Genomic DNA, 18,247 nt, shown 5'->3' on the forward strand with positions numbered 1-18,247 from the left:
CGCGCAGGCTTGACTTCCGGATGGTGAACGTTCACAATTTTCGGACCGATCGCTCGCGCGTCCGCGCGTCGTGGTGCATCCCGTCAGCCCCGAGAGAGCGGGACTGGGCTGGCCCTGACCGTTCGGGAGGCGGCGGCGCCGCCGTGGCAGGCTCGCGGGGGCCGGTCATCACGCCGTCAGGCGATGACCAGGAGAGCTCCGGGGTGACAGCGCCGCGCGCGGGCGGCGCACCCGGTCGGTGTTCGGCCGGCGCTCAGCCCTGCTTGCGGGGCGCCTTGAGCGAGAGCTTCAGCAGCACGTCGTCGCGGATCAGATCGTCCTGCTTGCCCGGATAGACGATGCCGAAGTCCTTGCGGTTGATCGCGAACTCGGCGCTGCCCGACACGGCGTCGGCGCCCTCGGTGATCGTCGCGGGGAAGGTGATGGTCTTCTTCACGCCGTGAAGATCCAGCTCGCCGGTGACGGTGTGCGTCGCGCCGTTCTCGCCGCCGGTCTTGATCTCGGTCGAGGTGAACGTCGCCTTCGGGTACTTTTCGACGTCGAAGAAGTCCGGCGACTTGAGGTGGCCATCGAGCTTCTCGGCGTCCGTCTTCACCGATGAGGCGTCGGCCTCGATGGCGAGCTTGCCGCCCGCGGCCTTGCCGCCGGCGAGCGTGATCGTCCCCGAGATCTTCTCGAACTTGCCCTCGTGCTTGCCCGTGACCTTCGAGCCGACGAAGCCGATGGTCGAGGCGGCCGCGTCGAGGGGCAGCGTCTCGACGGGGCCCGAGGGCGCGGCGGCCTGGGTCTGCGCGGGCGCGGCGGTCGAGATCGTCGCCTTGGGCTTGTCCTTTGTCGGGTCCTCGCACCCCGCGAGCGAGAGCAAGAGAGCGGCGGGGAGGGCGATGCGAGCGAAACGGGCGGTGATCATGAGAGACATTCTCCTTCTACGTCAGCCAAACTGCACAGAACGTTTCGTGAACGAGCCATAGGTGAGCCCCGTGATGGGGAACTGCACCGGCTCGCTCACGTCGATCGACGCCCCCATGGCGGCGACGACCGGCACGAAATGCTCGTCGGTCGGGAGCGCCATCCGCACTCCCGGCGCGCGGCCGCGGTAGTCGAGCAGCGCGTCCATGTCCCGGCGCGAGAGGACGTCGGCGCACCACGCGTCGAACTCCGTGGCCCAGGGCTGCGGAACCGCATCTCCGCGCCAGTCTGCCGCGCGGAGGTTATGGGTCAAGAATCCGCTGCCGATGATCAACACCCCCTCGTCGCGCAGCGGCGCGAGCGCGCGGCCCATCGCGAGGAGCGGAGCTGGAGAGAGCGTCGGCAACGAGATCTGGAGCACAGGGATGTCCGCGCCCGGGTACATGCAGAGGAGGGGCACATAGGCGCCGTGATCGAGCCCACGGCGCGGATCCTCGGCGACCGGCCCCAGCGGACCGAGCAGCTCCCGGACGCGCCGGGCGAGCGCGGGTGCGCCGGGCGCGGGGTACTTCACGCGATAATACCTCTCGGGGAAGTTGTAGAAGTCGTAGACGAGGGGCACGGTCTCGGTGGCGCCGAGCGTGACCGGCGCGTCCACCCAGTGCGCCGAGAGCATGAGAACGGCCGTGGGGCGCGGCAACGCTCGCGCCCAGGCCGCGAGCTCGGCGACCCACGCGCGATCGTCGAGCAGGAAGGGAGAGCCGTGCGCGAGGAACAGGGCAGGCATGCGCCCCTCGCGCGCCTCTTGTCGGGTGTCGGACATCGAACCTCTCTCGGCCGCGGGGGACGTGGAGCTCGACGCGGGCGCCGGGCCCGACGCCGTCGACGTCGAGCGCCCGCAGGCGCCCGCGATGGGGACGGCCCCGCCCGCGGCAAGCAGGAGCCTGAGTGCAGCCCGGCGATCCATGCGAGAACCCTAGGTCGTTTCCTGAAATGGTACAATGACCCGGAAATGAAACGCCAGGTTGTCAAAACGGAAACTGTCGACGCAGATCTGGCCGATCTGCGGGCCTTCTGCCTGGTCGTCGATCTCGGGTCGATCACGGCGGCCGCGAAGACGCTGGGCGAGACCAAGGGCAGCGTCAGCCGCCGCATCACCCGCCTGGAGCACGCGCTCGGGGTGGATCTGCTCCGCCGCAGCCCGCGGCTCGTGCAGGCGACCGAGGACGGCGTCGCGTACCGGATGCGCGTCGGCCGGGCGCTCGAGCTGCTGGAGGACGCGAACGTGGCGGTGCAGCAGGCGCGCTCGAGGCCGCGCGGGCACCTTCGCGTGACGGCGCCGTTCGATCTCGGGCTGAGCATCCTGGCGCCGCTCTCGGCCGGCTTCGCGGAGCGCTTCCCCGAGATCTCGCTGGAGCTGCTCCTCACCGAGGCGCTCCTCGACTTCGACGCTCACCAGGTCGACGTGGCCCTGCGCGCGACAGCGAGCCTGCCGGACTCGTCGCTCATCGCCCACAAGCTGCAGCACATCGAGGTCGGGCTGTTCGCGGCGCCCTCGTACCTCCGCAAGCACGGGGCCGTGCGCCGACCCGAGGACCTCGCGGAGCACCGGCTGCTGCTCGCCCAGACCGCGCGCGGCCACGCGACGATCGCGCTCTCGGCGCGCGACGGCCGCGAGCGCGCGGAGCTCCGGGTGCGCGCGGCGATCTCCGCCTCCGACTTCTCCTTCTGCCGCGAGGTCGCGCTGGCCGGGGGCGGGATCGCGCTCGTCCCGGCGATCAACGTGCGGGGCGACCTCGACGCGAGGCGGCTCGTGCCCGTGCTCAAGGACTATGCGATCCACGGCGCCGCCTCCCTGTACCTCGTTCACCCGGGGACGCGCCTGCTGCCCTCCAAGATCCGCGCCTTCCGCGACTACCTGCTCGACGCCTTCGGCGTCCAGGGGCGGCGCGAGCCCCCCGCCGCCGCGCGGTAGCGGGTCGCCTCCTCCGCGCGCTCCCGCCGGAGGAGGCAGGCCGTGCTCGCGCCGGAGCAGCGGATCACCACCGGCTGTTGCTGGGGAAGCAGCGCGGCCGCGGCTCGGCCGTCCCGCCGCCGGCGGGCGCCGCGCGACGGCGGGCACGGGCCGCTGGACGGCGCCGTCCACGGGCGAGCGGCGCGGCGGCATGCGCGTTGCTGTTCACGGCGAGACGCTCCGAGGACGGGCCGCGAGCCATCGGCTCGGCGAGGCCCCTCCAGGCGTCTTCCGAGCGCTCCTCTCCGCCGCCGGCTGGGCGGCGGGGCGGCGCCTGGGCAGCAGCGAAACGGCACCGCTTCCAGCCGCGCACCGAGGTCCCTCTGCGTACGTTCATCGACAGGATTCGCTCTCTCGCGACGTTCGCGGCGCTCGCCGCGGTGATCGGCTCGTCCGGGTGCAAGCGCGAGGGCGAGGCGAGCGCCGCTCCCCGGCTCGCCCTGGATGCCCCGATCCCGGCCGAGATCCCGCGCGAGACGCGGCTCAGCATCGGTGATCCGACGGTGCAGAAGCAACTCCAGCTCTCCGGCGACATCGACAGGCTGCCGTTCCGCGTCGACTGGCAGAACCTCAGCGGAGGACCGCAGACCATCGAGGCGTTCCGCGCCGGCGTGCTCGACGCGGGCTCGGTCGGCGATACGCCGCCCATCCACGCCACCTTCACCGGGGTCGACGTGAAGATCCTCACCGTGCAGGTCCGGGAGAGGCCCATCTACGATCTGGCCACCGCGCCGGGCGCGCGGCTCGCGTCCATTCACGATCTCCGCGGCAAGAAGATCGCCTATTCGCCGGGGCAGGCGCAGGGCGCGCTCGTGCTGCGCGTGCTGAAGAAGGCCGGGCTGTCACAGAAAGACGTCACGCTCGTCCAGCTCAGCAGCACCGAGTTCAAGGAGGCGCTCACAAGCCGTCAGGTCGACGTCGCGCCGCTGTCCGGCGTCACCCTGCTGCGTTATCTCAACGAGTACCGCGCCGAGGGGGCCTCGTCGATCGCGCACGGCGTCCGCGACAACCTCGGCTTTCTCTACGTGCGCGCCGAGGTGCTCAAGGACGCTCACAAGGCGGCCGCGCTGTACGACTACGCCAAATGGCGGGCCAGGGCCCAGCTGTGGGCCTACGGGCACCCGGAGGCCTGGATCGAGGCGTACTACGTCAAGGATCAGGGGCTTTCGGCCAAGGAAGGGCGCTTCCTCTTCGAGGCCGCCGGCAAGCCGCAGTACCCGGGCGACTGGACCGAGGCGATCGCGCTGACCCAGGAGACCGCCGACCTGCTCGCCGAGGCCTCCGGCCAGAAGCGCTTCGAGGCCAGGACGATCTTCGACCTCCGATTCCAGACGATCGGAGCGGAGGTGGCCGGCGCCTCCCAGGGCGCCGGATCGACGGACCGGCCGGCGACGGCCGAGAGGAGCACTCCATGACGACCGCACTGCCCACGAGCGCCGCCTCGCCGCGCCTCGCCAGCTACCCGGATCTCACCGCGACCGCGGAGATCTCCAGCCCGTCCGGCGGCCCGGCCGCCCGTCGCCTGTCCGGCCGCCGCTTGCGGCGCCGTCTGGGGCCGGGGCGGCGCATCCCGTACGGCCTCGCGCTCGGCCCGGCGCTGCTGCTCGCGGTCTGGGTCGTCGCCTCGGCGACGGGCGCGCTCGACGCGCGCGTGCTCTCCGCGCCGTGGACCGTTGTGACCACGGCCCACGAGCTGATCGCCGACGGGCGGCTCCTGTCCAACCTGCTCACGTCGGCGCAGCGGGCCTTCCTGGGGCTCGCCCTCGGGGCTGGCCTGGGCACGGTCCTGGCGCTCCTTGCGGGGCTGACGCGCGTCGGCGAGGCCCTCGTGGACGGGCCGGTGCAGATCAAGCGCGCGATCCCGACGCTGGCGCTCATCCCGCTGCTGATCCTCTGGTTCGGCATCGGCGAGCAGATGAAGGTGCTCACGATCGCGCTCGGCGTCGTCATCCCGGTCTACGTCCACACCCACGCCGCGCTGCGCACAATCGACGCGCGCTACGTGGAGCTGGCCGAGACGGTCCGGCTGACGAGGTGGCAGTTCGTCCGGAAGGTGGCGTTGCCGGGGGCGCTGCCGGGCTTTTTGATGGGCCTGCGCCTGGCGGTGACCGGCGCGTGGCTGGCGCTCGTCGTTGTGGAGCAGATCAACGCCACGAGCGGCATCGGCTACATGATGTCGCTGGCCCGCTCGTACGGGCAGACGGAGATCATCCTCCTCGGCCTCGTCGTGTACGGGCTGTTCGGCCTGGCCTCCGACTCGGCCGTGCGGCTCATCGAGCGAAAGGCCCTGTCATGGCGCCGCATCCTGGCCGGCTGACGGCGGCCCCGCCCACGGTGCGGATCCGGGGCCTGGTCCGCCGCTTCGGCGCCCGCGTGATCCTCGATGAGGTCGATCTCACGATCCAGCGGGGCGAGTTCGTCGCGCTGCTCGGCCGCAGCGGCTCGGGCAAGAGCACGCTGCTGCGGGCGATCGCCGAGCTGGACGACGACGTCACCGGCTCGGGCGAGCTGCACGTGCCGGACAACAGAGCGGTCGTGTTCCAGGACACGCGGCTCTTGCCCTGGGCGCGGGTGCTCGACAACGTGATCCTGGGGCTCGACGCGCCGCAGGCCCGGGAGCGCGGCCTGGCGGCGCTCGCGGAGGTGGGGCTCGCCGGGCGGGAGCGCGCCTGGCCTGTCGAGCTGTCCGGCGGCGAGCAGCAGCGGGTGGCGCTGGCGCGGTCGCTTGTGCGCGATCCGGAGCTCGTGCTGGCCGATGAGCCGTTCGGCGCGCTCGACGCGCTGACCCGCGCGCGCATGCACGACCTCCTGCGCGAGCTGTGCGCGCGGCACCGCCCCGCCGTGCTGCTGGTCACCCACGACGTCGACGAGGCGATCGCGCTCGCCGACCGGGTGCTGGTGCTCGAGGGCGGTCGCCTTGCCGAGGAGCGGCGGATCGATCTGCCGGCGCCGCGGCCGCTCCGCGATCCGCGGTTCCTCGCCCACCGCGAGTCGCTGCTGGCCGCGCTGGGCGTCGCGCCGGCCGCGGCCGGCGCCGGAGATCCCGACTCGAACCCTGAACTGGAACGGAGTGTCTCGTGACCCATCGACCCGGACAGCTGCATCTCAACGCGTTTCTCATGAGCGTCGGCCACCACGAGGCCTCGTGGCGCTTGCCGGAGAGCGACCCGTTCGCGAACACGAGCGTCGCGCATTTCAAGAACCTGGCCCGCATCGCGGAGCGAGGGAAGCTCGACTCGCTGTTCCTCGCCGACAGCCCGGTGCTGTGGAACAACGTGGGCCGCCGGCCGGCAGGGACGCTCGATCCGACGGTGCTCCTCGCGGCGCTCGCGGGCGTGACCGAGCACATCGGGCTGATCGCCACCGCCTCGACGACGTACAACGAGCCGTTCAACCTGGCGCGGAGGTTCGCGTCGCTGGATCATCTCAGCGGGGGGCGGGCGGGCTGGAACATCGTGACGACCGCGGGCGCGGACGCGGCGCGGAACTTCAACCTGGATGACCTGCCGGCGCACAGCGACCGGTACGCGCGGGCGGCGGAGTTCATCGACGTGTCGCTGAAGCTGTGGGACAGCTGGGCCGACGACGCGCCGCTCGGGGACAAGGAGAACGGCGTCTGGGGCGACGATCGCAAGATCTACCCGCCGCGGCACGTGGGGCGGTACTTCAAGGTCGATGGGGCGCTCAACGTGCCTCGCTCGCCGCAGGGTTATCCGTTGCTCGTGCAGGCCGGCTCGTCGGACGACGGCAAGGAGCTGGCGGCGCGGTACGCGGAGGCGGTGTTCACGGCGCAGCAGACGCTGGAGGACGCGCAGCGGTTCTATGGCGATCTCAAGGCGCGCACCCGCGAGCTGGGGCGTGATCCGGCGTCGATCAAGATCTTGCCGGGGATCGTGCCGGTCATCGGCGCCACCGAAGCGGAGGCGCACGCGCTCGACGTCGAGCTCGATCGGCTGATCAAGCCGGAGTACGCCAAGCGCCAGCTCGCGCAGACGCTGCGCGTGAGGCCGGAGGAGCTCGACCTCGACGCCGAGCTGCCCCGGGATCTCCCGAGCGAGGATCAGATCGAGGGGGCGAAGAGCCGCTACACGCTGATCGTGAGCCTGGCCCGGCGGGAGCGGTTGACGGTGCGCCAGCTCATCGGCAGGCTGGGCGGCGGCCGCGGCCACCGGACGTTCGCGGGCACGCCCGAGCAGGTGGCGGACGCGATCCAGCACTGGTGGGAGCAGGGGGCGGCCGACGGCTTCAACGTGATGCCGCCGGTGCTGCCGTCGGGTCTCGAGGCGTTCGTGGAGCACGTGGTCCCGATCCTGCAAAAGCGCGGGCTATTCCGGACGGAATACGAAGGGAGGACGTTGCGGGACAACTACGGCCTGCCGCGGCCGGAGAACCGCAACCTCGGTCGGGAGCTGGTCGAAGCGGCGGAGTAAGCTGGATTACGACAGCGGGCCCCAACCTCGGTCGGAAAGCCCGCATTGCTCGCCCATTCCGTTTCGTGGTGTGCTGAGGCGCATGGTCGCTTCAAAGCTCGTCGCGCTCCTCTCCACATGCACCCTCGCGCTGGCCGCCTCCGCGACGGTCGGCTGCACCGCCTCGGAGGGCGACTCCGAGCCAAAGGCAGACTGCTCGCCGCAGGGACAGAACCGGTTCCTGTTCGAGCTGATGAAGGACGCCTATCTCTGGTACGACGGCGTACCCGACGTGGATTACAGCGCGTACCCGTCGCCCGAAGCGCTGCTCCGTGATCTCGCCAACGACCCGCGAGACCGCTGGAGCTACATCTCGAGCAAGAGCGCCGACGATGCGTTTTTCCAGGAGGGACAGGCCCTCGGCTTCGGCTTGCGGTGGAGCTTCGACAAGGAGAACATCCTCCGGCTCTCGCTGATCCAGCCGGGCTCGCCTGCCGGAGAGGCCGGCCTCCGGCGGGGCGACGCCGTGCTGGCGATCGGTGGGATCGACGTCGAGCAGGTCGTGAGCGACGACCTCTGGGAGGAGCTCGCGGGCCCTGATGAGGAAGGGCACGAGATGTCGCTGACGATCGAGCGCGCGGGCGACGAGACCTCCACGGTCGTGCTCCGGAAGGCGTGGTATGGCATCTCCTCGGTCGTGAGCCCGCGGGTCGTGCAGGCTGGGGACGCGACCGTTGGATATCTCATGCTCACCACCTTCATCGAGCCTTCGGTGAGCGAGCTCGACAGCGCCTTCGCGACGTTCAGGGAGAGCCAGATCGACGAGCTGGTGCTCGACCTGCGCTACAACGGCGGTGGGCGCCTCACCGTCGAGAGGCACCTCGCGAGCCTGATCCACCGGCCGGCGGAGGCCGGCGCGCTGCTCGACCTCACCGCGCACAACGACCGGCACCGCGACTGGGACAAGCGGGCCACGTTCGATGAGCTCGACCAGGCGCCGCTCCCCCTGTCCCGGCTGGTCGTCATCACGTCCGGAGGGACGGCCTCCGCGAGCGAGACGCTGATCAACAGCCTCCGCGCCTACATGGACGTGAAGATCGTCGGCTCGACGACGCACGGCAAACCCGTCGGCATGTACGGGTGGGATAGCTGCGACAAGGTCGTGCACCCGATCGCGTTCCGGGTGCTCAACGCGAAGGAAGAGGGGGATTTCTACGACGGATTCCCCCCCGACTGCGCCGCCGACGACACGCTCCGCGCAGAGCTCGGCGAGCCGGACGAGGCGTGCCTCGCCGAGGTCCTGCACCTGCTGGAGCACGGCGAGTGCTCGAGCGCGGCGCAGCCGGGCGGGGCGGGCGAGCGACGCGCCTCGCCGCCGCGGGAGACCCCGTGGCACGGCCTCCGGCGCGAGATCGGCGCGCTCTGAGGCGCGGCCACGCGGCCAAGCGCGGCGCGGCAGGCCGCTCGCCGGCGGCGTGTCCCAGCGCGAAACGTCGCCGCTCTCGGCTTGACACGATGAGCGGCTTGACGGAGATTCCTCCGCCATAGCGGAGATTGGACCGCGACAAGGAGGGACTGTCATGAGCCTGCAACTCGGAAGCATCGCGCCCGATTTCGAGCAAGAGTCCACGCACGGGACCATCCGATTCCACGAGTGGGCCGGGAGCTCGTGGGTGATCCTGTTCTCGCACCCGAAGGATTTCACCCCGGTCTGCACGACCGAGCTCGGCGCGGTCGCGAACCTCAAGGCAGAGTTCGACAAACGCGGCGTGAAGCCCATCGCGCTCAGCGTCGACGACGTCGACTCGCACAAGCGCTGGTCCGTGGATATCGAGGAGACGCAGCGCACGAAGCTGAACTACCCGATCCTCGCCGACGTGGATCGGAAGGTGTCGAGCCTTTACGGGATGATCCACCCGCAGGCGAGCGACACGCTCACGGTGCGCTCGGTGTTCGTCATCGATCCGAACAAGAAGATCCGCGCGACGTTCACCTACCCGGCGAGCACGGGGCGCAACTTCGACGAGCTCCTGCGCCTCATCGACTCGCTCCAGCTCACGGACAGCCACTCCGTGGCGACGCCCGCGAACTGGAAGGACGGCGATGATGTGGTGATCGTCCCCTCGCTCCAGGACCCCGCGGTCCTCGCCCAGAAGTTCCCCAAGGGATACAACGCCGTCCGCCCGTACCTGCGCCTCACCCCGCAGCCCAACCGCTGATGTCGATGCGGCGCGGCGCCGCCCGCGCGCGCCTTGAGTCCAGCGCGCGCGCGCGACGGGTAGCGCGGCGCCTCGCCGCGCTCGCCCTGCTGCCGGCGGCGTGCTCGCGCGCGCCTGCGCCCGAGGCGCTCGGGGCGAGCGGCGGCGGGCCGAAGCCGGCGGCGCGGGCCGCCGGCGCCGGCTGGAAGCTCGTCCACCACGAGACCTTCGATGCGCCGTTCCAGGAGCCCGCGGCGTGGACCGAGGATCCGTATGGCGACGAGAGCCCCTATCACGTCGATGCCTTCGACGACGACGGCGAGTTCTTCTCCGCGCGGGGCGGCGAGGTGTTTCGGCAAGGGCTGCGGAGGTTCCGATCGTTCCGGAAGTCCTTCACGTACGGTGAGGGGGGCTGGCTCACGGTCGAGCTGTACGGCCGCGACAGCGACCGCGACGGCGTCCCCGAGACGGGCGGCCGCTTCGAGGCGGTGGGCGGCAAGGCGAGGCTCGTCTCCACCCGCCATTACGACGGCGCGATCCTCCGCTCGACCGCGCCCCTGCCGGCGCGGTACCGCGTGGAGGTGACGGTCTCGAACATCGATTTCGGCGGCCTGCGCGAGGGCAGCTGGACGCACGGGGGCAAGACCAACGGATACGACGGGGGCGAGCTGGCCGACCCGTGGCGGTTCAGCGATCGCAGCGCCGAGCCCCGGTCGGCCGTCTCCGATAACGGTGTTTACTTTCTCTGCATCACCGATTATCCGCGGCCGGCCCCCCACAACAACGTCTTCATCCATCACCACCGGAAGGTGGTGATGGACACCGACAACAACTTCGGTGAAGACGGCCCCTGGTCGGAGGTCTGGAACCCGGCGACCGGACGGGCCGAGCAGGACGGGTCACGCTATGTGAGCATGATCTGGCTCCGCGGCGACGGTTTCGGGAGCCCGTGGACCGGAAACGGGTTCACCTCGTACACCGCGGGCGGGTGGAAGGACGGCCCTGTCTTCGTGGACAAGTACCTCGACAGGGAAGCTTACGTGTTCACCATCGAGCGCGACGGCCGGGGTTATGCGATGTCTGCGGCGGGCAGGTTTCACCATGGCGGCAGCACGACATACGCCGCGCGGAGGGACTTCCGCGAGCCGCCGGTGACGTGGCATTACAACCAGCGCCCCGACGAGATCGAGGCGCAAGGCCACAACGAGACGGTCGATTTCGGCAAGACCTTCGAGACCTGGCCGGCGGGGTCGGCCTACCCGGATCACTTCTTCTTCGGTGATCCGCACATCAACTATTACGAGGGCACCGCCGAGTTCGACGACGTGAAGCTCTACGTGCCGGACGACGGGTAGCGCTCGTTCCGGCGGGCGGCGCCGGCCGGGAGCGGGGCTCCCCGAGGCGAGCCGGGCGGCGATCTCCGCGCGAGCGCGTTCACCTGGGCTTGCACCCAGGCGAGAGCTTCAGGAGCGGCCCCGGCGTGCAGGAGTCCAGGCCGAGGCGGAGATCGGTCACCAGGCGGTCGAGCGCCACGAGGGGCGCCGGCGCGTCGGCGTACTGGTAGAGGTGCGACGTCTCGTGGCCATCGCGGCGCAGGCGCACCGACGTCGCGCCGCCGTCGGCGCAGTCGGGGCAACCATAGCGATTGTCGAGGCGGGCGCCCGCCAGCGCGTCCTCGATCTCCTCGAGCTTTCGTGAGCCTGCGTCGGTCAGCGTCGCCCGGTTCGAGCGGGGACAGCCCTGGGTGTGCGTGCAGGCCGTGAGCGAGAGGTCCACACCGTCGCGGGACACCGTCGTGATGCACTCGCCCCTGCAGAACCCGAAGGAGTACCTTGTGGAGAGCCAGGTCCCCTCGGCCTCGGACGACGCGCCGAGCGCCTGCTGCCCACCCGCCGGCTCCTCCTCGGAGGCCACGGGCTCCTCCTCGGAGGCAACGGTGCAGCCAGCGGCGAACGGGAAGCCAACACCCAGCGCAAAGACCTTGAAGAGCGTGTTGAGTTTCATGCCGGCGCTGGACGGCAACCCCCATGCCACGAACGAGGACGCCGCGTGTTGCGCCCCAGCAGGGCAGCCCGATACGGCCGAGCAGAACAAGACTGCACGCCCGCCCGGTCGCTCCACGAAGGCGACCCTCGCCGGGCGGTAACAGGCAGCCTGGCTCAGCCGGTGATACCGGGGTTGCGTGTCAGAGCTCGCCCCCGTGGCGAACGAAGCGGTGCTGATCCCACGGCAGCTCGATGCGCTCGCCAGCAGGTGTCTCCACGGTGACCGGCGCCACGCTGAGCGCGGCGATGACGTGCATTTCGTCCTCCCCCGTGTTCGCGATCTGGTGCGGGACACCCGCCGGCAGGATGAGCGTCGAGCCCGGGCCGAATGGGAGGGCCGAGCCATCGATCTCGCACGTTCCCGAGCCGCGGAGGACGACGACGACCTCCTCGCACGCGTGCCGGTGACGCGGTGTTTGCGCGCCCGGCGCAATGGTCTGCATCCACACCTCGACGCTCCGGAGGCCATCGCGCGGGCCGGCGAGGGTCTGATGGGTGAGCCCGGGCAGGCTGAGCTTCTCGATCGAGGCGATGTTCAGGACAGTCATGGCGTGATCCTCCGCGGCAGGCGTCGAGCGCGGGCCTGCGTGTCGCGACAGGCCCCCTTGCACACGGGATACGGCTGCTCTCGGCTGCCGTTTCGCTGGCCGAGCAGAAATGTCGATGCTGTCCCGGGCGCCAGGGGCGGGCGACGGCTGCCCCGACGTCGCCGCGCCGCGCGCCGGCGTCGGCTCAGCCGGCCGCGGCCGCGACGATGTCGCGCACGAGCGCGGCCACATCGTCCGGCTGCGACAGGAACGGAGAGTGGCCCGCGTCGAGGCGCCGCACGTGCTTCGCGCGCTGCGACATCGCCTCCTGCGCGAACACCGGGATGGCGTTGTCGCGCTCGCAGATCACGTACGTGGAGGGCAGCTCCTGCCAGGCCGCGGCGCCCAGCGGATCCATGAAGGACGCCTTGGCCTGGGGCCGCAGCGCCGCCGCCGCGGCGGCCGCGACCTCGTCGGTGCAGTCGTTGTAGAAGACGTCGCGCGCGCGGTCGGGCACCCACGTCCGGCCGTCCGCGGAGGTGATCCACCAGGGCGGCTCCTGGCCGCCGATCGCCGAGAGCAGGGATTCCCCCGGTCCGAGCATGAACGCGCACAGGTAGACGAGGTGCGCGACGTTGCCCGCGCGGGCCGCCACCTCCGTGACCGGCAACCCCCCGTAGGAGTGCGCGACGACGACGGCGTCGCCCCTCACCTCGGCCAGCGCTGCCCGCACCGCCTCCGCGTCCGCCGCGAGGCCGCCCCGCTCGCCCGCGCCGGGCCCGGCGCTCGGCAGCTCCGGCACCCGGACGTCGAGCCCGCTGCCGAGCAGCCGGCACGCGACCTGAGACCAGCACGACGGGCCGTGCCAGGCGCCGTGGACGAGTACGACCGATGAGATCTTGCGCATGTGCTCCTCTCCTCTCCGCACCTCACGGCGGGACCGAAGGACGCTATCCGACCCCCTCGAGCGACACCAGCGCGCTTCACCCGCAGCGCTGAGCCCGCTCTCCCCGCGCCGCCGCCGGTCCCCGCGCGCCTCCGCCCGCCGCGCCGCGGCGATCCCGCGGCGCCGCGCCGCACCCGAGGCGCTCCCTCGACCGCGGCGCGGGATGGAGCTATACCATTAATCGGAACATAATTCCGAATAGTGGAACGAGCATGGAGCGGTCCGGGACGGTCGACAAGGCGGTGCGTGCCCTCGAGGCGCTGAGCGAGGGCGGCGGCAGCGCCTCGCTCTCGGAGCTCGCGGAGCGGCTCCGCATGCCGAAGGCGACGCTGCACCGGCTGCTCGCGTCGCTCGCCGCGCACGCGCTGGTGGAGCAGGACGGGGAGGGGCGCTACCGGCTCGGCGTCGGCCTCATCCGGCTCGGGCTCGGGGCGCAGGGGCTCGACGCGGTCGCGCGCGTGGCGAGGCCCGAGCTGGAGCGGGCGGCGCGCGCCTTCGGCGAGACGTTCTTCCTCGTCGCCGCGCGCGCCGGGAGGCTCGTCGTGCTCGACAAGGCGGAGGGCACGGGGCTGCTGCGCGCGGCGCCCACCGTCGGGGCCGAGGTGCCGGTCGACGTCACCGCGAGCGGCCGGCTCTACCTCGCGCACGCGCCGGAGCTCCTGGGCGCCTCGGGCGCGGACCCCGCCACGCTCCGCGCCGCGCGGCGCGCCGCGAAGCGCGGCTACGACGTCAACGAGGGGGCGTGGATCGACGGGCTGACGGTCATCGCGGCCCCGGTGCTCGCGCGCGGCAGCCTGCACGGCTGCGTCGCCTGCGCCGCGGCCGCCCAGAACCTCCGCGGCGATCGCCACGACGCCGCGGTGCACCACACGCGCGACGCCGCCGAGCGGGTCGCGCGCGCGCTCCAGGGAGAATGCAGGAGGTGAACGGCATGAAGACGTGGATCGATGGGCGGATCGTCGACGCTGCGGACGCGACCGTGAACGTGACGGATCACGGGTTGCTCTACGGCGACGGGGTGTTCGAGGGCATGCGCGTCGCGGCGGGGCGCGTCTTCCGGATCGAGCGCCACCTGGCGCGGCTCGAGATCGGGGCGAGGGCGCTCGGCATCGCGCTCCCGCGCTCGCTCGACGGGCTCCGCGCCATCGTCGAGGAGACCGCGCGCGCGCACGGCCAGCCCGAGGCCTACGTCCGCCTCGTGGTGACGCGGGGCGTGGGGCCGCTCGGCGTCGACCCGACGACCTGCGAGCGGCCGGGGCTGTTCTGCATCGTGGGGGCCATCCGCCTCTTCGACGACGAGCAGCGGCGGCGCGGCCTCGAGCTCATCACGTCGAGCCACAGGAGGCCCAACGCGGACGCGCTCGACATGCGGATCAAGAGCCTGAACTACCTCGGCTCCGCGCTCGCGAAGCTCGAGGCGAGGCAGCGCGGCGCCGACGACGCGCTGCTCTTGAACGCGCGGGGCCACGTGGCCGAGGCCAGCGTGGCGAACGTGTTCGCGCTCCGCGGCGACGTGCTCGCGACGCCGCCCGCCACCGACGGGTGCCTCGAGGGCATCAACCGCGCGGCCGTGATGGAGCTCGCGCGCGGCATCGGGCTCACGGTCGTGGAGCGCTCGATCGGGCGGCTCGACGTCTTCGCCGCCGACGAGGCGTTCCTGACGGGCACCGGGGCCGGGGTGATCGCCATCAGGAGCCTCGACGGGCGCACGATCGGCCGCGGCGAGCGCGGCCCCGTCACGGCCCGCCTGACGTCGCTCCACCGGCAGCTCGCCGAGACCGAGGGCGTCCCGTTCATCGCCGCGCCCGGCGGCCCGGGTTGAACCGGGGCGCCGGTCGACCGATTCACCCCGTCGCCGCGCCGCGCGTCGCCTCGCCCCGTCTTCCGCTTCCGCGCGATCTGGCCGCCATCGGGCGCCGGAGGGCAGGTCAGCAGTCGCGGGCGATCTCCGCGAAGACCCCGCGCAGCCAGACGTGCGCCGGGTCCTTCACGTGCCGCTCGTGCCACACCTGATCCACGGAGAACCCGCCGAGCTCCACGGGAGGCTTCATGACGTGGAGCGCCTCCATCGCCGCGAACACCCGGGCGATGCGCGCCGGCACCGTCAGCACGAGATCGGTCTGGGCCACGATGTGGGCCGCCACAAGAAAATGCGGGATCTGCAGCGCCACGCGGCGCGAGAGCCCTCGCTCGGCGAGGACCTCGTCCACCCGGCCGCCGCCCTCGCCGCGCGGGCTGATGAGCGCGTGCGACAGGCTCGTGTACATCTTGAGCGTGAGCTTGCCGCGCACCACGGGGTGATCCCTCCGCACGATGCACATGTAGTGCTCCTCGATGAGCCTTTGCCGGTAGAACCCCGCGGGCAAGGTGGGGAGCAGGCCGATCGCGAGGTCGACCTTGCCGGTCTCCATGGAGCTCCACATCTCGCTGTCGTAGGGGCGCGCGATCAGGTCGATGAAGGGCGCGTCCGAGGCGAGCTTCTGCACGAGCCCCGGCAGCAGGATGAGCTCCACGTAATCGGCCGTGGCGACCGTGAACGAGCGGCGCGCCGTGGCGGGATCGAAGCGCGGGCTGCGCGCGACCGTCGCCTCGATCTTGGCGAGGGCCTCGCGGATGGGGCCGATGAGCTCCTGCGCGCGCGGCGTCGGGATCATCCCCCGCGGCGTGCGCACCAGGACGGGATCGTCGATCAACGCGCGGAGGCGCCCGAGGGCATGGCTCATCGCCGACTGGCTCAGCCCGACGCGCGCCGCCGCGCGCGTGACGCTCCCCTCCGCCAGCAAGGCGTCGAGGACGACGAGCAGGTTCAGGTCGATCGAAGCAAGATGCACGGGATGCATGGGACCCATGCTACTAATGAGTTGGAAGCGCGCCATCGGCCGACCTAAAGGATGGCCATTGAGCCGGCAAGGTCACTGACCTCACCGAAAAAGGTGGGGGGATGCCGCCGCTCTTCGCGCCCATGCCCTGCTTCGATCTCCCGAGCACGCCCACGGAGCCCGGCTCACGGCTCCTCCTCGCGCCCGCTCCGCCTGCCGTGGCGACGACATGCGACGATGTCGCAGGCCGGATAGCCGGGGAATGTCGTCGCGTGACCCTCTTTGTAAATGTTCGTTAGGAAGTCAGAATTGTGCTGCGAGCGTCTGTGAACATTGCTGTGTCTGGCCCGGTCCGCTAAGTAGTCGCCGCCTCAGATCGCTTGTGGCGCGATCCCCCGCACGGGTCGTATCGAGGCGGCTCGGCCCGAGCGCGCAAGGACCTGGGCATCGACCTCCGCGGCCTCCGGCGTGTCTCCGAGGCCGCGCGGATGGCCTGGATCGGCCATCTCGCCCCGGCTCGCCCCAGCGCCGGTGTCGCGTCGGTCGTCGGCGCAGCGCCGGGTTGGTTTCCACGGTGTTTCTCCGGTGTTTCGCGGGCGTTGCCGCCGGACGGCGCGCCGCATCCATGAATGCCGTGGTTCGGAATCGGTGTCGAAACAACCGTAACAAGAAGAGAGAGCGTCATGCCAAGTCCGAGATTGAGTTCCTTGATCCTCGCTCCCATCGTCTCTGTCTCGCTCCTCGCCTCGTGCGCCCCCTCCGCGCCGGAGGGCGAGGCAGAGGCCCTCGACGCCGCGTCGAGCGCGCTCACCGTTCAGCAGCGGCTCGCGGCTTGCGATCAGGACCCTCGCGTGATCGCCGGGCTCGTCACCAGGGAGATCTGCGCGGGCGCAGATATCTTCTTTCGCGAGACCTTCGAGGGCAACGGCCGCTCTTGCGGGACGTGCCATCCTGTCGGAAACAACTTCACGATTGACATCCCCTTCATCGACGCTCTGCTCGAGGATAACCCGTTCGACCCGCTGTTCGTCTTCGAGCAGGACCCGGAGCTGACGGAGCTCGAGACGCCCGAGCTGAAGACGCTCGGCCTGATCCGCGAGAACATCGACGGCTTCGACGATCTCGACAACAAGTTCTCGATGCGCGCGGTCCCGCACACGCTCTCGCTGGCGACGACCATCACGCCGGATCCGGTGGACGGGATAGCGAGCCCGCCGGTCCATCGCACGGGCTGGTCGGGCGACGGCGCCCCGGGCACCGGCTCGCTGCGCGAGTTCCTCACCGGGGCGATCACGCAGCACTACCCGACGGATCTCGGCCGCGAGCCGGGGGTCGCCTTCCGGCTCCCGACGGAGCAGGAGCTCGATCTGACGCTCGCCTACCAGATGAGCCTTGGCCGGACGAACGAGCTCAACCTCACGCAGGTGAACCTCGCCGATCCCGAGGCGAACGACGGGCGGCAGGCGTTCCTCGACCCGGCGCGGGGCCGCTGCAACGTGTGCCACTCCAACGCGGGCGCGAACCACCTGGACACGGGGCGCAACCGCAACCTGGACACGGGCACCCGGAAGGCCCCGGCGACGGGCACCATCGGCGCGTTCGACGGCGGCTTCGGCGGCTCCGGGCTGACCTCGCCCAACATCGATGTCCTGGACATCGGCTTTCTCAACGGGTTCGGCGACGGCACGTTCAGCACCCCGCCCCTCATCGAGGCCGTGGACACGCCGCCGTTCTTCCACACGAACGCCTTCGGCAACGACATCGAGGGCGCGGTGGCGTTCTATGTGTCGAACTTCTTCAGGGATTCGCCGGCAGGCCTGGAGCTCGAGGCGCGGTTCGGCAGCCCCGTCCAGTTCCCCGACACCGACATCATCAAGATCGGGCGGTTCCTTCGCGTGCTGAACGCCGCGTTCAACCTCGACCTCGCAAGGCAGCGCCTGAACGCCGCCCAGGTGCTCGTCCAGCAGTTCCACGACACGCGCGCCGACGTCCAGAGGCGCCTGATGGAGCTGGCCGAGGCCGAGATCGACGACGCGCTGCAGGTCCTCGCCGTCGGCGGCACGCCGCTGCACCCCGTCTCCACGGATCGCCTCCAGCTGGCGAAGACCGAGATCGCCGCGGGCCTCTCGGCGGCGACCTGGTCGCAGCGCCAGGGCCGGATCTCGAACGCGATCTCGCGCGTCCAGAACGCGCGCGATCAGTTCGGATCGAACATCAACTTCCAGCTCGGCCAGGGCAACCTGATGTACTAGCGGAGCGCCAGGAGCCCTGTCAGGGCGCTGGCCCGGCGGTCCGAGCGACTGCCGGGCCGCGCCCCGGGGTTCGTGTCCCCGCCGCTGGCGAACGCCGCACAAATCGGTAGCTTACGGGCCCCGGCATG

The 18,247-nt window shown here is 71.1% G+C and carries 17 protein-coding genes; 11 read left to right on the forward strand and 6 right to left on the reverse strand.

Annotated elements, in window-relative coordinates:
* Nucleotides 1-253: 253 nt before the first annotated feature.
* Together WME90_RS00795 and WME90_RS00800 are read right to left on the reverse strand one after the other, a co-directional pair.
* Nucleotides 254-910, reverse strand: coding sequence for a YceI family protein (locus WME90_RS00795; protein WP_437279126.1), 657 nt, complete (start codon nucleotides 908-910; stop codon nucleotides 254-256).
* Nucleotides 911-931: 21 nt separating this feature from the next.
* Nucleotides 932-1,732, reverse strand: a complete 801-nt coding sequence (locus WME90_RS00800) for a dioxygenase family protein (protein WP_437279127.1) — start codon at nucleotides 1,730-1,732, stop codon at nucleotides 932-934.
* Between the two features lie 189 nt (nucleotides 1,733-1,921).
* Between WME90_RS00800 and WME90_RS00805 the strand changes: the two genes are divergently transcribed.
* The 8 genes from WME90_RS00805 (at nucleotide 1,922) to WME90_RS00840 (ending at nucleotide 10,885) form a co-directional block, all read left to right on the forward strand.
* Entirely contained in the window at nucleotides 1,922-2,884 is a 963-nt protein-coding gene (locus WME90_RS00805; protein ID WP_437279128.1) for a LysR family transcriptional regulator, read from the forward strand.
* Nucleotides 2,885-3,303: 419 nt separating this feature from the next.
* Nucleotides 3,304-4,338, forward strand: coding sequence for an ABC transporter substrate-binding protein (locus WME90_RS00810; protein WP_437279129.1), 1,035 nt, complete (start codon nucleotides 3,304-3,306; stop codon nucleotides 4,336-4,338).
* Nucleotides 4,335-5,240, forward strand: coding sequence for an ABC transporter permease (locus WME90_RS00815; RefSeq protein WP_437279130.1), 906 nt, complete (start codon nucleotides 4,335-4,337; stop codon nucleotides 5,238-5,240). The genes WME90_RS00810 and WME90_RS00815 overlap by 4 nt, the downstream gene beginning before the upstream one ends.
* On the forward strand, nucleotides 5,216-6,004 hold the full coding sequence (locus WME90_RS00820; RefSeq protein WP_437279131.1) for an ABC transporter ATP-binding protein: 789 nt from the start codon (nucleotides 5,216-5,218) through the stop codon (nucleotides 6,002-6,004). The genes WME90_RS00815 and WME90_RS00820 overlap by 25 nt, the downstream gene beginning before the upstream one ends.
* Nucleotides 6,001-7,353, forward strand: coding sequence for an LLM class flavin-dependent oxidoreductase (locus WME90_RS00825; RefSeq protein ID WP_437279132.1), 1,353 nt, complete (start codon nucleotides 6,001-6,003; stop codon nucleotides 7,351-7,353). The genes WME90_RS00820 and WME90_RS00825 overlap by 4 nt, the downstream gene beginning before the upstream one ends.
* Before the next feature lie 82 nt (nucleotides 7,354-7,435).
* Nucleotides 7,436-8,758, forward strand: coding sequence for a S41 family peptidase (locus WME90_RS00830; protein ID WP_437279133.1), 1,323 nt, complete (start codon nucleotides 7,436-7,438; stop codon nucleotides 8,756-8,758).
* A gap of 154 nt (nucleotides 8,759-8,912) precedes the next feature.
* Nucleotides 8,913-9,551: a peroxiredoxin gene (locus tag WME90_RS00835; RefSeq protein WP_437279134.1), complete on the forward strand. Its 639-nt coding sequence runs from the start codon at nucleotides 8,913-8,915 to the stop codon at nucleotides 9,549-9,551.
* A complete protein-coding gene (locus WME90_RS00840) occupies nucleotides 9,551-10,885 on the forward strand; it encodes a hypothetical protein (RefSeq protein WP_437279135.1) in 1,335 nt (444 codons plus the stop codon). The genes WME90_RS00835 and WME90_RS00840 overlap by 1 nt, the downstream gene beginning before the upstream one ends.
* Nucleotides 10,886-10,964: 79 nt before the next feature.
* Here the strand turns inward: WME90_RS00840 and WME90_RS00845 are convergent, their stop codons facing one another.
* The 3 genes from WME90_RS00845 to WME90_RS00855 all read right to left on the reverse strand — a co-directional run bounded on the left by WME90_RS00845 (nucleotide 10,965) and on the right by WME90_RS00855 (nucleotide 13,009).
* A complete protein-coding gene (locus tag WME90_RS00845) occupies nucleotides 10,965-11,534 on the reverse strand; it encodes a hypothetical protein (protein ID WP_437279136.1) in 570 nt (189 codons plus the stop codon).
* A gap of 181 nt (nucleotides 11,535-11,715) precedes the next feature.
* The gene (locus tag WME90_RS00850; protein ID WP_437279137.1) at nucleotides 11,716-12,123 is read right to left on the reverse strand and encodes a cupin domain-containing protein; all 408 of its coding nucleotides are present in this window, start codon (nucleotides 12,121-12,123) and stop codon (nucleotides 11,716-11,718) included.
* A 184-nt stretch (nucleotides 12,124-12,307) separates the two neighbouring features.
* Nucleotides 12,308-13,009, reverse strand: coding sequence for an alpha/beta hydrolase (locus tag WME90_RS00855; RefSeq protein WP_437279138.1), 702 nt, complete (start codon nucleotides 13,007-13,009; stop codon nucleotides 12,308-12,310).
* A gap of 251 nt (nucleotides 13,010-13,260) precedes the next feature.
* Between WME90_RS00855 and WME90_RS00860 the strand changes: the two genes are divergently transcribed.
* Both WME90_RS00860 and ilvE read left to right on the forward strand, forming a co-directional pair.
* Nucleotides 13,261-13,974: an IclR family transcriptional regulator gene (locus WME90_RS00860; RefSeq protein WP_437279139.1), complete on the forward strand. Its 714-nt coding sequence runs from the start codon at nucleotides 13,261-13,263 to the stop codon at nucleotides 13,972-13,974.
* Nucleotides 13,975-13,979: 5 nt separating this feature from the next.
* Entirely contained in the window at nucleotides 13,980-14,870 is an 891-nt protein-coding gene (ilvE, locus tag WME90_RS00865; protein WP_437279140.1) for a branched-chain-amino-acid transaminase, read from the forward strand.
* Nucleotides 14,871-14,976: 106 nt separating this feature from the next.
* Here the strand turns inward: ilvE and WME90_RS00870 are convergent, their stop codons facing one another.
* On the reverse strand, nucleotides 14,977-15,888 hold the full coding sequence (locus tag WME90_RS00870) for a LysR family transcriptional regulator (protein ID WP_437279141.1): 912 nt from the start codon (nucleotides 15,886-15,888) through the stop codon (nucleotides 14,977-14,979).
* Between the two features lie 686 nt (nucleotides 15,889-16,574).
* On the opposite strand from WME90_RS00870, the gene WME90_RS00875 reads away from it, so the two are divergent.
* Entirely contained in the window at nucleotides 16,575-18,119 is a 1,545-nt protein-coding gene (locus WME90_RS00875) for a hypothetical protein (RefSeq protein WP_437279142.1), read from the forward strand.
* Nucleotides 18,120-18,247: the final 128 nt, after the last annotated feature.

The organism is Sorangium sp. So ce375 (assembly GCF_051473855.1).
Lineage (GTDB): Bacteria > Myxococcota_A > Polyangia > Polyangiales > Polyangiaceae > Sorangium.